Below are 14694 nucleotides of genomic sequence, written 5' to 3' on the forward strand. Positions count from 1 at the left end.
GGCTTCGGCCCGGCCACGAGATTGCAAAGGCGGTCGCGAGTGCTAGGCTCGCGGCCGCTTTTGCTTTTGGAGAAGAGGATGCCCCGGTTCCCGCTCGCGCTGCTCGCCGCAGCGTGGCTGACCTTTTCCTCGCAAGCCCCGGCTAGCCAACAGACAGCCAAGGACACGACGCTGATCCCCTATCCCGAAACCCGCCGTGGCGACGTCTCCGAGACGCTGTTCGGCGAGACGATCGCCGATCCCTACCGCTGGCTCGAGAACGACGTTCGTAACGATCCCGAAGTCGCCGACTGGGTCGAACGCGAGAACAAGGTCACCGATGCCTATCTCGAGACCTTGCCGCAGCGCGCCTGGTTCAAGGATCGCATCCGCGGGTTGATGGACTACGAGCGCTTCGGCCTGCCGACCAAGGCCGGCGGACGCTATTTCTACCTGCGCAATTCGGGGCTGCAGAACCAGGCGCAGCTGTTCGTGCGCCAAGGGCTGCGCGGCAAGCCACGATTGCTGCTCGATCCCAATGCCTGGGCCAAGGATGCGGCGACTGCACTCGATTCCTGGAAACCCTCGGACGACGGCAAGCTGCTGCTCTACTCGGTTCAGGACGGTGGCAGCGACTGGCGCATCCTGCGCGTGCTCGACGTCAAGACCGGCGCGCCGCTGGCCGACGAGATCCGCTGGGCCAAGTTCACCGGTCTCGCCTGGGTGGGCGACGAAGGCTTTCTCTACTCGCGCTTTCCCGAGCCCAAGGAAGGCGAGACCTTCCAGGCGCGCAATTACAACCAGGCGATCTACTTCCACCGGCTCGGCACGCCGCAGTCCGCTGACGAGCTGGTCTACGCGACGCCCGATCATCCCGACTATGGCCATACGGCCCAGGTGACCCAGGACGGGCGCCTGGTCGTGATCCACAGCCAGATCGGCACCGACGCGCGCTACGAGGTTCACACCGTCGACCTGACCCGCCGGAGCAAGGATGGCTGGAAACCGCGCGCGCTGGTCAAGGGCTTCGAGCACGATTGGCGTCTGGTCGACGGCATGGGCCAGGTGCTCTGGTTCGTGACCAACCAGGACGCGCCGCGTTACCGCCTGGTCGCGATCGATCTCGCCCAGCGCGCACCGCAGTGGCGCCAACTCGTCGCGCAGACCGAAGAGACGCTCGAACAGGCGACGATCATCGGCAATCAGCTTGTCCTGCAGTATCTGAAGGATGCCTCGAGCCGGGCGCTGGTGTTCGGACTCGACGGCAAGTCGGTGCGCTCGATCGCGCTCAACGGCATCGGCACGGCGGGCGGCTTCGGCGGCAAGCCCGGCGATCCCGAGACGTTCTATGCCTTCACCAGCTTCAACCGTCCGCAGACGATATATCGGATGAACCTGGCGACGGGTCAGTCCACGCCTTTCGCCAGCCCCAAGCTGCTGTTCGATCCGCGCGACTTCGCGATCGAGCAGCGCTTCTACGCGTCGAAAGACGGGACGCGGGTGCCGATGTTCATCGTCCGCAAGAAGAGCGTGGTCGGTGCGGGCAAGCCGGTCCCGACGATCCTCTATGGCTACGGTGGCTTCGACGTCTCGCTGACCCCGGGTTTCTCGGCGATCCGCATGGCCTGGCTCGAGGCGGGCGGCGCCTTCGCGCTGGCCAACCTGCGCGGCGGCGGCGAATATGGCCGCGCCTGGCACGACGGCGGCCGTCGCGAGAACAAGCAGAACGTGTTCGACGATTTCATCGCCGCGGGCGAATACCTGATCGCCGAAGGGATCACGCCCAGGGACGGCCTCGCGATCCAGGGCGGTTCGAACGGGGGCCTGCTCGTCGGCGCCGCGGTCAACCAGCGTCCCGATCTGTTCGCCGCAGGCAATGCCGCGGTCGGGGTCATGGACATGCTGCGCTTCGACCGCTTCACCGCCGGGCGCTATTGGGTCGACGACTACGGCTACCCCGACCGCGAGAAGGACTTCCGCGTGCTGCGCGCCTATTCGCCCTACCACAACATCCGCCCCGGCAAGGATTACCCGGCCATGCTGGTGACCACGGCTGACACCGACGATCGCGTTGTGCCTGGGCACAGCTTCAAATATACGGCGGCGCTCCAGGCGGCGAAGCTCGGGAACCGGCCGCAGCTGATCCGGGTCGAGACGCGCGCCGGGCACGGTTCGGGCAAGCCGACCGACAAGGCGATCGAGGAAGGGGCCGACGTCCTGGCCTTCCTGGCGCAGTGGACCGGCCTCAAGCTGCCCTGAAGCGGTTCAGCCCTGCGAAAGCACGCCTGGCCTATGGACCTTCAGATTGGGCTATCAGGGGTTTGCTGGCCATGACGCTTTTCCGTTCCCGTACCGCCGCCGCGCTCGCCGCCGCGGCCGCGCTTGCGCTCTCGGCCACGCCCGCCATGGCGCGGGGCTGGAATCGTCATCATGATCGCGGGGGTCTCGACGCCGGCGACGTGTTCGGCGGCCTGCTGATCATCGGCGGCGTCGCCGCCATCGCCAGCGCCGTGTCGAAGTCGAACAAGGATCGTCAGGTCCGCGATAACGCGAACTATCCCGACCAGGCGCGCTACGACGATCAATATTATCGCGACGCGCGCGGTGACGAAGGGGCCGACTACGGCCGCGACGACTATCGCGCACCGCCGGCGAGTTCGTGGCGCTCGGGCGTGAGTGTGGACGCCGCGGTCGATGCCTGCGTTGGCGAGGTCGAGCGCGACCGATCGATCGACAGCGTCGATGCGGTCAACCGCGAGAGCGATGGCTGGCGCGTCTCGGGCCGCGTGCGCGACGGTGGCGACTTCTCGTGCTCGGTCGATGGCAGCGGTCGCGTGCGGAACGTCGCCGGGCTCTAGCTTTCCGCGATGCGGTTGTAGGCGGGGATCGCCAGCGACCAGTGGATCGAGGCACCGCGCAGCGTGAAGCCCGCGAGCGCGGCGACCGGCCAGACGATTTCGTTGGGCAGAGACAGCAGCGCGCCCGCCACGGCGAGCGCCGAGCTCAGCGCCGCCGCGGTCACGTAGAGTTCGCGCCGCATCAGGATCGAGGGCTGGCCGGCGAGCACGTCGCGGATGATGCCGCCGACGCAGCCGGTTATCACGCCCATCAGCGCTGCCGGAACCGGCGGCGTGCCATAGCCGAGCGCCTTGACCGTGCCGAGCACGGCATAGGCGCTGAGGCCCACGGCATCGGCCCATTCGAGCAATTGGCCCTGCCACCAGCGGTGCGGGGTGAGCCAGGCCAGCACGGCGACGGCGAGGCAGGTCGGCGCGACCAGCGGATCGCGGATCCAGAACACCGGCGCGCCGATCAGCAGGTCGCGCACCGAACCGCCGCCGACGCCGGTGACCAGCGCGAAGAAGGCCATGGTCACGAAGTCCTGCCGCAGACGTGCCGCGAGCAGCGCGCCCGACAGCGCGAAGACGGCGATGCCGGCAACGTCGAGGAAACGGATGATCGCGGGCAGGTCGGCAAGCGGCATCGCGCGGCTATAACCGGACCCGCCCATGCAGGACAATCTCTAGCGCTTCAGCGCATCGCGCAGCGAAGCAGCGCCGAGCACGACGGCAAAGGATCCGAATGCGACCAGAACCAGCACTTCGAAATGCGCACCTACGAAGCCGAACATGAAAAACCCTCCCTGACGGAACCGCATCCTTGTGCGGTCCATCGGGGAGGGCTTCCTTGATCGAGATCAAAGGGCGGGACTTGCCCGCCGCATCGATCAGATGTGAATGGGCTTTCCGCGCACGGCCATCGCCGCTTCCTTGATCGCTTCCGAATGGGTCGGGTGCGCGTGGCAGGTATAGGCGATGTCCTCGCTGGTCGCACCGAATTCCATGGCCTGCGCGGCCTGGGCAATCATCGTGCCGGCGACCGAGGCAATGCACCAGACGCCGAGCACGCGATCGGTCTCGGCATCGGCGATGACCTTGACGAAGCCGTCGGTCTCGCGGTTGGTCTTGGCGCGGCTGTTGGCGAGCATCGGGAACTTGCCGACCTTGATCTCGCCGCGTTCCTTCGCCTGTTCCTCGGTCAGGCCGACGCCGGCGATCTCGGGGAAGGTATAGACCACCGAGGGGATCACGGCGTGGTTCACGATGCCGATCTGGCCGGCGATGTTCTCGGCCACGGCAATGCCTTCGTCCTCGGCCTTGTGCGCGAGCATCGGGCCGGGGATGACGTCGCCGATCGCCCAGACGCCGGCGACCTTTGTGCGGAAGTCGTGGTCGGTTTCGATCTGGCCGCGCTTGTTGAGTTCGAGGCCGATCTTGTCGAGGCCGAGGCCTTCGGTGTTCGGCCGGCGGCCGATCGAAACGAGGACGGCATCGGCCTCGAGCGTCTCGGTGTCGCCGCCCGCCGCGGGTTCGAGCGACAGCGTGACCTTCTTGCCCTTGACCGTCGCCTGAGTGACCTTGGTCGAGAGCTTGAGCTCCATGCCCTGCTTCTTGAACAGCTTGCCCGCTTCCCTGCGGACCTCGCCGTCCATGCCGGGCAGCAACTGGTCGAGGAATTCGACGACGGTGACCTTGGCGCCGAGGCGGCGCCAGACCGAACCGAGCTCGAGCCCGATCACGCCGCCGCCGATGACCACGAGGTGGTCGGGCACGCGGTCGAGCGCGAGCGCGCCCGTGCTGTCGACGATCAGGCCTTTTTCGTTGTCGACTGCGACGCCGGGGAGCGGGGTGACCGACGAACCGGTCGCCACGATCACGTTCTTGGCGGTCACGGTCTTGCCGGCGACGTCGACGGTGTGCGCGTCCTGGAAGCTGGCGCGGCCCTTGAGCCAGTCGATCTTGTTCTTCTTGAACAGGTATTCGATGCCGCCGGTCAGTTCCTTGACCGCGGCGGCCTTCTCGCCCTGGAGCACGGGCAGGTCGAGTTCGACCTTGCCGGTCTTGACGCCGAACTTGGCGAGCGTGCCGTGCGCGGCTTCCTCGAACAGCTCGGAGCCGTGGAGCAGCGCCTTGGAAGGGATGCAGCCGACGTTGAGGCAGGTGCCGCCCAACGTCTCGCGACTTTCGGCGCAGGCGGTCTTGAGCCCGAGCTGGGCCGCGCGCACCGCGGCGACATAGCCGCCGGGGCCGGCACCGATGACGAGGACGTCGTAGTCGTATTCAGCCATTTGGGCCTCCGTGGCGCGCGGGCTTCGACAAGCTCAGCCTGAGCGGGTCTGGCAATTATTGGGCAGAAGAAAAGTCGCGCAAACGCCTCGGCCTTACAGGTCGATCAGCAGGCGCGTCGGATCCTCGATCGCTTCCTTGATCGTCTTGAGCGCGGTCACAGCCTCGCGGCCGTCGATCAGGCGGTGGTCGTACGACAGCGCGATATACATCATCGGGCGGATGACGATCTCGCCGTTGCGGACCACGGCGCGGTCCTCGATGCGGTGCAGGCCGAGCACGGCCGACTGCGGCGGGTTGATGATCGGCGTCGACATCAGGCCGCCGAACACGCCGCCGTTGGAGATCGTGAAGGTGCCGCCCTTCATGTCGTCGAGCGTCAGGGTGCCGTCCTTGGCCTTCTTGCCGTATTCGGCGATCGCCTTCTCGATGTCGGCGAAGGAAAGCTGGTCGACGTTGCGGACCACCGGCACGACCAGGCCGTTGGGGGCCGAGACCGCGACCGAGAGATCGATGTAGTCGTGATAGACGATCTCATCGCCCTGGATCTGGGCGTTGACCGCCGGAATGTCCTTGAGCGCCAGGACCGAGGCCTTGGCGAAGAAGGACATGAAGCCGAGCTTCACGCCATGCTTCTTGACGAAAAGGTCCTTGTAGCGATCGCGCGCGGCGATCACTTCGGTCATGTCGACGTCGTTGAACGTGGTCAGCAGCGCTGCGGTATTCTGCGCATCCTTGAGCCGCTTGGCGATGGTCTGGCGCAGGCGCGTCATCTTGACGCGCTCTTCGCGACGCTCACCGGCGGGAGCTGCGGGCACCGAGGCCGGAGCCGGCGAAGCAGCAGCCGTCGCGGCGGGAGCGGGCGTGGCCTGCTTGGCCTGCGCGGCGTGAACGATGTCCTCCTTGGTCAGGCGGCCGTCCTTGCCGGTGCCCTTGACGCTCGAAGGATCGATGCCGTGCTCCAGCACCGCGCGGCGCACCGAGGGGGAGAGCGCGGCATCGCCGGCATCCTCGCCCTTGGGCGGCAGCGTGTCGGAGGCCGGCGGGATCGCCTTCTCGGCGCGCGGGGCAACCGGAGCGGCGCCCGCGACCGCGGTCGAATCCTCGATCGTGGCGATCAGCGCGCCGACCGCGACGGTATCGCCTTCCTTGGCGATATGCGCGCCCATGACGCCGGCCGCGGGGGCCATGACGTCGATCGCGACCTTGTCGGTTTCGAGGCTGGCGATCGGCTCGTCGAGCACGACGGCCTCGCCGGGCTGCTTGAGCCACTGGCCGATCGTCGCTTCGGAGACCGATTCACCCAGAACGGGAACTTTGACTTCGCTGGACATGCTGGACCTTCCTGAGACCTATGGGCCTGCGATCACTTCTTGCCGGTGCGGCGGCGAATTTCGGAGCGGACCGAGAGGCCCAGGGCATCGGCAACGAGCGCGCCCTGTTCGTTCTCATGCCGCTTGGCGAGACCGGTAGCGGGCGAGGCGCTGGCCGAGCGGCCGGCATAGCGCGGACGCGCGATCTTGCACTTGGCCGCGGCGAGCGCTTCCTCGATGAAGGGCTCGACGAACGACCAGGCGCCCTGGTTCTTGGGTTCTTCCTGGCACCAGACGACCTCTTCGAGGTTGGTCAGGCGCTCGATGCGCGCGGTCAGCGGCTCGCCGGGGAACGGATAGAGCTGCTCGACGCGAACCACCGTGGTGTCCTTGAGCTCGGCGGCGTCGCGCGCCTCCATCAGGTCGTAGCCGACCTTGCCCGAGCAGAGGACGATCTTCTTGACGTCCTTGTCCGCGGGCGGCGTGCGATCGGCCATCAGGCGGCGGAAGTGGCTGTTGCCGACGAAGTCCTCGAGTTCGGACTTGGCCAGCGGATGCCGCAGCAGCGACTTCGGCGTCATGATCACCAGCGGCTTGCGGAACGAGCGGTGCATCTGGCGGCGCAGAACGTGGAAGTAGTTCGACGGCGTCGTGATGTTGCAGACCTGGATGTTGTCCTGTGCGCAGAGCTGCAGGAAGCGTTCCAGGCGCGCCGAAGAGTGCTCGGGCCCCTGGCCCTCGTAACCGTGCGGCAGCAGCAGGACGAGGCCGTTGGCGCGCAGCCACTTGGCTTCGGCCGCGGCGATGTACTGGTCGATGATGATCTGCGCGCCGTTCGCGAAATCGCCGAACTGCGCTTCCCACAGGACCAGGGTCTTGGGATCGGTCATCGCATAGCCGTATTCGAAGCCGAGCACGCCATATTCGCTGAGCGGGCTGTCGAGCACTTCGAAGCGGCCGTGGGGCACGGTCGAGAGCGGCACGTACTTGCGCTCGTCGGTCTGGTCGACCCAGACGGCATGACGCTGGCTGAAGGTGCCGCGGCCCGAATCCTGGCCGGACAGGCGTACGCCGTAGCCTTCGGATACCAGGCTGCCGAAGGCCAGGGCCTCGCCGGTCGCCCAGTCGAAGCCTTCACCCGACTTGAACGCGGCGCGCTTGGCGTCGAGCACGCGGTTCAGCGTCTTGTGGATCGTCAGGTCGTCGGGAACCGTGGTCAAGGTGCGACCGAGGCTCTCGAACAGCTTGTTCTCGATGCCGGTCGGCGCGTTGCGGCGCGCGCCTTCGGGATCGTTGGGGCGGTTGAAGCCGCTCCAGCGACCGGCGAACCAGTCGGCCTCGTTGGCCTTGTAGGTCTTGGAAGCTTCGAATTCTTCCTCGAGATTGGCGACGAAACCTTCGGCATATTCGCCGAGATAGCCGCCTTCGACCACGCCTTCCTCGACCAGCCGCTTGGCATAGATCTCGGACACCGGCGGATGCTGGCGGATCTGCGAATACATCAGCGGCTGCGTGAAGCTCGGCTCGTCACCTTCGTTGTGACCGAAGCGGCGATAGCACCACATGTCGATCACGACGTCCTTGTCGAACTTCTGGCGGAAGTCGACGGCCATCTTGCAGGCGAAGGTCACGGCTTCGGGATCGTCGCCGTTTACGTGGAAGATCGGGGCCTGGACGCCCTTGGCGACGTCCGAGGGGTAGGGCGAGTTGCGCGCGAACTGCGGGCTCGTCGTGAAGCCGATCTGGTTGTTGATGATGAAGTGCAGGCAGCCGCCGGTGGCGTAGCCGCGGATGCCCTGGAAGCCCAGGCATTCCCAGACGATGCCCTGGCCGGCGAAGGCCGCGTCGCCGTGCAGCAGCACGGGCAGGACCTGGTCCATCTCCTCGAGGTCGTCGCGCATGGTCAAGGTCGCGCGGACCTTGCCGAGCACGACGGGGTCCACGGTTTCGAGGTGCGAGGGGTTGGGTACCAGGCTCATGTGCACCTTGATCCCGTCGAACTCGCGGTCGGTCGAGGTGCCCAGGTGATACTTGACGTCGCCCGATCCGCCGACGTCCTCGGGATTGGCGGTGCCGCCCGAGAATTCGTGGAAGATGACCTTGTAAGGCTTGGCCATGACGTTCGCGAGCACGTTCAGGCGGCCGCGGTGGGCCATGCCGACGACGATCTCGCGCACGCCCATCTGGCCGCCGCGCTTGATCACGGCTTCGAGCGCCGGGATCATCGATTCACCGCCGTCGAGGCCGAAGCGTTTCGTGCCGACGTACTTCTTGCCGAGGAACTTCTCGTACTGCTCGCCGCGGACGACGGCCTGGAGGATCGCTTTCTTGCCCAGCACGCTGAAGTCGATCGACTTGTCGGCGCCTTCCATCCGGTCCTGAAGGAAGCGGCGCTCCTCCACGTCCGAGATGTGCATGTATTCGAGGCCGACCTTGCCGCAATAGTTCGCCTGCAGGATGCCCACGAGCTCGCGGATCGTCGCCCACTGCTTGCCGAGGAAACCGCCGATGAAGATCTGGCGATCGAGCGCGGCGCCGGTGAAGCCATGATATTCGGGGGTGAGGTCGGCAGGCAGATCGCGCTTGGAAAGCCCCAGCGGATCGAGATCGGCAGCCAGGTGACCGCGCACGCGGTAGGTGCGGATCAGCATCATGGCGCGGATCGAGTCCATCGCCGCGGCCTCGATCGCGCTCTCGTCGAGCGGGGCGGCCGACTTGGCGGTGGCGGCCTTGATCGCCGCCTTCATCACCGTCGGATCGAGCGCCTGGGTGAGATCGTCCTCGTCCCCACCGCCGACCAGCGGCCAGTTCGTCTTTTGCCAGCTAGGACCCGGTTGAGGATCGTCGGGAAGGAAGTCGTGGTTTTCGTTACCCATGGCGCGCAGCCTCACGTGCCCCGGCTTGCGCCGGGGCCTTAGGTTTTAGCGAGGGAGCATCTTGCGACGCTCCGCGAATGTTCCTCCCGAAGACGTTTCCCCCCGGAAACCCTCGGCGGCTTATGCCAGTTCCTTCAGCAGCCCCGACAGCGTGGTGCCGAGCTCGGAAGGTGAGGGCGAGACGCGGATACCGGCCTCTTCCATCGCCGCGATCTTGTCGTCCGCGCCGCCCTGGCCGCCCGAGACGATCGCACCGGCGTGGCCCATGCGGCGGCCCGGAGGCGCCGTGCGGCCGGCGATGAAGCCGACCATCGGCTTCTTGCGGCCACGCTTGGCTTCGTCCTTGAGGAACTGCGCCGCTTCTTCTTCGGCGCTGCCGCCGATCTCGCCGATCATGATGATCGACTTGGTCGCGTCGTCGGCCAGGAACAGCTCGAGCACGTCGATGAAGTTGGTGCCGTTGACCGGGTCGCCGCCGATGCCGACTGCGGTGGTCTGGCCAAGGCCGGCGTTGGTCGTCTGGAACACGGCCTCATAGGTGAGCGTGCCCGAACGCGAGACCACGCCGACCGAACCCTTCGAGAAGATGTTGCCGGGCATGATGCCGATCTTGCACTCGCCGGGGGTCAGGACGCCGGGGCAGTTCGGGCCGATCAGGCGCGACTTGGAACCCGACAGCGCGCGCTTGACGCGGACCATGTCCAGCACCGGGGCGCCCTCGGTGATCGCGACGATCAGCTCGATCTCGGCGTCGATCGCTTCGAGGATCGCGTCGGCACAGCCCGCGGGCGGCACGTAGATGCAGCTGGCGGTGGCGCCGGTCGCGGCCTTCGCCTCGGCGACGGTGTCGTACTGGGGCAGGCCGATGTGGTCGGTGCCGCCTTTGCCGGGGGTCACGCCCGCAACCATCTGCGTGCCGTAGTCGAGCGCCGCCTGGGTGTGGAAGCTGCCGGTCTTGCCGGTCATGCCCTGGGTGATGACCTTCGTGTTCTTGTCGACGAGAATGGACATTCAGTGCTCCTGGGGAGGAAGTTTCAGGTCCGTGGGGCGAAGTCCATCGCCCCCGGGAAATCAAGCCAGCGAGGGATCGATGCCCTTGCAGGCAACGAGCAGTTCCTTGACCGCGTCGATCGAGACCTGGAGGCCGGCCTTGGCGGTGTCGTCGAGCGTGATCTCGACGATCTCCTCGACGCCGCCGGCGCCGATCACAACCGGCACGCCGACGTAGAGGCCGTCGAGGCCGTACTTGCCGTCGACATAGGCGGCCGAAGGCAGGATGCGCTTCTGGTCACCGAGGTAGCTTTCGGCCATCGCGATCGCCGAAGCGGCCGGGGCGTAGAACGCCGAGGTGCCGAGCAGGCCGACGATCTCGCCGCCGCCGACGGCGGTGCGCTTGACGATCGCGTCGATGCGCTCCTGGGTCGAACGGCCCAGCTTGATCAGGTCGGGGATGGGGATGCCCTTGATCGTCGAATATTCGGCGACGGGGACCATCGTGTCGCCGTGGCCGCCGAGCACGAAGCTCGAGACGTCGCGCACCGAGACGCCGAATTCCTCGGCGAGGAAGGTCGAGAAGCGTGCCGAGTCGAGCACGCCGGCCATGCCGACGACCTTGTTGTGCGGCAGGCCCGAGAATTCGCGCAGCGCCCAGACCATCGCGTCGAGCGGGTTGGTGATGCAGATGACGAAAGCGTCGGGTGCGTTGGCCTTGATGCCTTCGCCGACGGCCTTCATGACCTTGAGGTTGATGCCCAGCAGATCATCGCGGCTCATGCCCGGCTTGCGCGGCACGCCGGCGGTGACGATGATGACGTCCGCGCCCGCGATGTCCTTGTAATCGTTGGTGCCGGTGACCTTGGCGTCGAAGCCTTCGACCGGACCGCACTGCTGCAGGTCGAGCGCCTTGCCCTGGGGGACGCCCTCGACGATGTCGAACAGGACGACGTCGCCCAGTTCCTTCTGCGCGGCGAGGTGAGCCAGCGTGCCGCCGATGTTGCCGGCACCGATGAGGGCGATCTTCTTGCGAGCCATGATGGGGGAAGTCCTTCAGTCGGGGCGACATGCAGCGGGCATAGGCGCCTGCATGCCCCTCTCGAAGGCAGGCGCCGGAGGTTTCGAGTGGTGCCCTAGGCGCGTGCTGCGGCCATTGCAACCGCGAAAAGGCCGCAAATCGAGGAATCCCGAAGGTTTATCGTATAATGGTTCGCAATAGCAATAGATGCTAAGGAAGCCTAGTTTCCGCGATCGTTTTGCCGTTGCTGGGCACCAGTCCGTCGATGTTAGGACAAAGGCCATCCTGCGGGTTCAGCGCCGCGTCATGCAGATGTCGGTGGCATGTCGGCGATGCACGGACGCGGCACGATGCCGCCGGCCAGCGTTCAGGCGCGTTTGCGAACCTTGCCGGTATGCTTTTCGCGTTCCTTGGCGAGTAGCATGGCCGCGAGATAGTCGGGCACCGGGCGGCTGAAGTAGTAGCCCTGGCCGAGCGTGCAGCCGGCTTCGGACACTGCGCGGACCTGTTCGATCGTCTCGAGACCCTCGGCGACGATCTCCATGCCCAAGGTCTGGCCCATGCCGGAAACGGCACGGATGATCGCGTCGCTCTTCTTGCCCTGGTTGATGCCCGAGATGAAGCTGCGGTCGACCTTGATCTTCGAGAACGGATACTTGTTGAGATAGCCGAGCGAGGAATAGCCGGTGCCGAAATCGTCGAGCGCGAAGCGGACGCCTGCTTCGGCCAGCTCGTTGATGAAGGTCTCGGTGTTCTGGCTGTGATCGAGCAGCACGGTCTCGGTGATCTCGAGCTCGAGCCGCGAGGGATCGAGCCGGGCCTCGCGCAGCGCCGAAAGGATCGCCATGGCGGCGCCGGGCGCCTTGATCTGCAGCGGCGAGAGATTGACCGCGATGGTCACGTCCTCGGGCCATTGCGCTGCGGCCTTGGCGGCCTGGGCGGTGATCCAGTTGCCCAAGGTGATGATCGCGCCGGTCTCTTCGGCGACGGGGATGAATTCGTCGGGCCGCAGTTCGCCCTTCTCGGGGTGGAACCAGCGTACCAGCGCCTCGAAGCTGCGGATGCGGCCGGTTTCGAGATCGATCAGCGGCTGGAAGAAGATCGACAGTTCGTCGCGCTGGAGCGCGAGGCGCAGTTCGCTCTCGATCTCGCGGCGACGGACGAGGTTGCGCGTCATCGACGGGTCGAAGAAGGTGATCTGCTGGCGGCCGTTGACCTTCGAACGATAGAGCGCGAGGTCGGCGCCCTGCATCAGCGTGTCGAAGTCCTGGCCGTCTTCGGGATAGAGCGCAATGCCCATCGAAGCCGCGATCTCCAGCCGGTCACCGTCGATGCGGATCGGGCGACCGATCTCTTCCATCATGCGCTTGGCAAGTTGTTCGGTCTGATTGCGGTCGCCGGTCTCGCAGGCGACGATGAACTCGTCGCCGCCGAAGCGCGCGACCGTGGCATCGGCGGGGGCGACGGCCTTGAGGCGACTGGCCACTTCGGCGAGCAGCTTGTCGCCGATCTGGTGACCGAGCGAGTCGTTGACTTCCTTGAACCGGTCGAGATCCATCCAGAACAGGGCAAAGGTCCGCGCCGGATCGAGCGTCGGCATGCGATCGAGCAAGTGGTGATTGAGGCCGGCGCGGTTGAGCAGGCCGGTGACCACGTCCGAGCGGGCCAGGACCTGCATCTTTTCCGCCAGCCGCGAACTGGTCTCGGCGGCCGAGATCGAATCCCGCAGCGAGCGGTAGACGTTGAGCGCGATCGAGATGACCGAGGGGATATGCAAAAGCGTCGCGACGCCAAACAGGCGGATGAGAGGCTCGTCGCTGGACAATTGCGCCACGCTCAGTGGCGCAAGGACAAGAAGCAACTGGCCGACTGCGATGACGGGGCGCCCGGCATTGCGCGGCGCGATCGCGGTGGCATAGCTCACCGCAAAGCCGACGATCACCATCTGGGCTTCGAACAGGACGTTGTGCGCGGTCGCCAGCGCGGCCAGCGCGCCCACGGCGCCGGCATAGGCGAAGGCGCCGAGCTCGAAGTGCAGTTCCAGCGCGTTGGACGTCGCGCGCTTGAAGCGCTTGGCGGCCACCACGATCACCGTTCGAATGGCGGCGATCACCGCGACGCACCAGGCGGTGATCTCCATCGCGAGATCGTCGGTCGACAGCGCAGCCGCAAGGCAGATCACGCTGCCGCAGACCGCGCCGATGACCAGACTCATGGGATTGGAATAGAGCGACGCCACCAGGGTCTTGCGAACCTGCTGATCAATCGAGCTTCTCACCCCGAGGCCAGAAAAGAGAGCGCGTGCGCGAAGAATGGGCGTTTTCCTGCTAGTTCCGTTGCTCGCGATAACCCCAAATGGTTAACAACGACTTAGAACCTGGTGCAGCGCCCGTGATCACGGACGTGAGGCGATCTTGAATTTCCGGCCAGAAATCCGCCTCACCTATCCGGCCTGCTTGGCCATGAAGGCGTAAGCGTCGATGCCATCCGCGCGCAGCACCTCGTGGACTTTCCGATACCAATGCGGTTCGGGAACGTTGAACATTTCGCGCACCGTATCGAGCGGCATCGCGAACAGCTCCTGGATCGGCTGTTCCACGATGCGCGGGCATTGCTTGCCGTTGCGACGGGCCTCGAGCAGGGCGCGGACGATGGGCGCCTTGGTCCGCATCTTGGTCCGCATCATCACGTTGCCGGCCCAGGCCAGGAACAGGTTCCCGGGGCAGGGGCGCTGGTGATAGGTGAAGGCGAGCACGCACTGTTCACCCAAAAGATCGCGGCCATAGCCGGTCATGATATGAACGAGGTCGTGGAAATCGCGCAGCCGGTCGATGTACCAGGCGACGCCATCGCCGAACTTGCGCTGATCCTTGTCCCGCGCGCTCGTCGCTTCGACCATTCCGGCCGCCGACAGGCCTTCGCGCTCCATGAAATCGCAATAGGCATGGGCGAAGCTGCCCTTGGGGGTGCGCCGCAGGGCGGCATGATCGTCGAGGAAATCGGGCAGATAGGGCTCCGCCTGGAAAATGGCGCGCCCCCGCTCGGTGGCGAGAAAGGCGCTCGCCTCTTCCGCGAGCTTGCGCCAGGGCAGCGCGTCGACGACCGCGACGATCTGCTCGGTCTGCTCCTTGTCCTTGATCAGGATGCGGAAATGATGCCAGGCTTTGGCGAAGCGAAACACCGCCTTCGGCCGGTCCGGATGGCTGATCGGAAAGACATCGGTGCCCTCGGCATGTCGGCGCACGAGCATGTTGGGCCGGAGCATGTCCGATGCGAGCGTTCCGCCTTCGCCGGTGCCCGTATCGCGCAGCACGAAAGGGCGCTCGCCGTCCTGAACGGCAAAGCCTGCTTGCGCGATGTCCGATACAGTCGTGGCCGATCCCATAGCG

General features: G+C 66.0%; 10 protein-coding genes. 2 read left to right on the plus strand and 8 right to left on the minus strand.

Going from position 1 to position 14694, the window contains the following annotated elements; genetic code table 11:
* Window positions 1-78: 78 nt before the first annotated feature.
* Together WG901_RS16855 and WG901_RS16860 are read left to right on the plus strand one after the other, a co-directional pair.
* Window positions 79-2238 carry a prolyl oligopeptidase family serine peptidase gene (locus WG901_RS16855; protein WP_339588252.1) on the plus strand — a complete coding sequence of 720 codons (2160 nt, stop codon included), beginning with the start codon at window positions 79-81 and terminating at the stop codon, window positions 2236-2238.
* 71 nt (window positions 2239-2309) lie between these two features.
* Window positions 2310-2837, plus strand: a complete 528-nt coding sequence (locus WG901_RS16860) for a hypothetical protein (protein ID WP_339588253.1) — start codon at window positions 2310-2312, stop codon at window positions 2835-2837.
* On the opposite strand, the gene WG901_RS16865 is transcribed toward WG901_RS16860, so the two are convergent.
* The 8 genes from WG901_RS16865 to WG901_RS16900 form a co-directional block, all read right to left on the minus strand.
* A complete protein-coding gene (locus WG901_RS16865; protein ID WP_339588254.1) occupies window positions 2834-3463 on the minus strand; it encodes a trimeric intracellular cation channel family protein in 630 nt (209 codons plus the stop codon). The genes WG901_RS16860 and WG901_RS16865 overlap by 4 nt on opposite strands.
* 243 nt (window positions 3464-3706) lie before the next feature.
* Entirely contained in the window at window positions 3707-5107 is a 1401-nt protein-coding gene (lpdA, locus tag WG901_RS16870) for a dihydrolipoyl dehydrogenase (RefSeq protein ID WP_339588255.1), read from the minus strand.
* 93 nt (window positions 5108-5200) lie between these two features.
* Window positions 5201-6439 (minus strand): 2-oxoglutarate dehydrogenase complex dihydrolipoyllysine-residue succinyltransferase, encoded by a 1239-nt coding sequence (odhB, locus tag WG901_RS16875; RefSeq protein WP_339588256.1) that lies wholly within the window; start codon window positions 6437-6439, stop codon window positions 5201-5203.
* A 32-nt stretch (window positions 6440-6471) separates the two neighbouring features.
* Window positions 6472-9294 (minus strand): 2-oxoglutarate dehydrogenase E1 component, encoded by a 2823-nt coding sequence (locus tag WG901_RS16880; protein WP_339588257.1) that lies wholly within the window; start codon window positions 9292-9294, stop codon window positions 6472-6474.
* 120 nt (window positions 9295-9414) lie between these two features.
* Complete coding sequence (gene sucD / locus WG901_RS16885) at window positions 9415-10305, minus strand: succinate--CoA ligase subunit alpha (protein WP_339588258.1); 891 nt, start codon at window positions 10303-10305, stop codon at window positions 9415-9417.
* A gap of 60 nt (window positions 10306-10365) precedes the next feature.
* Window positions 10366-11325, minus strand: coding sequence for a malate dehydrogenase (gene mdh, locus WG901_RS16890; RefSeq protein WP_339588259.1), 960 nt, complete (start codon window positions 11323-11325; stop codon window positions 10366-10368).
* 347 nt (window positions 11326-11672) lie between these two features.
* Entirely contained in the window at window positions 11673-13520 is a 1848-nt protein-coding gene (locus WG901_RS16895) for a putative bifunctional diguanylate cyclase/phosphodiesterase (RefSeq protein WP_339588260.1), read from the minus strand.
* Between the two features lie 228 nt (window positions 13521-13748).
* Window positions 13749-14690, minus strand: coding sequence for a Coq4 family protein (locus WG901_RS16900; protein WP_339588261.1), 942 nt, complete (start codon window positions 14688-14690; stop codon window positions 13749-13751).
* Window positions 14691-14694 lie beyond the last annotated feature (4 nt).

It is taken from the genome of Novosphingobium anseongense (genome assembly GCF_037482895.1).
Classification (GTDB): domain Bacteria; phylum Pseudomonadota; class Alphaproteobacteria; order Sphingomonadales; family Sphingomonadaceae; genus Novosphingobium; species Novosphingobium anseongense.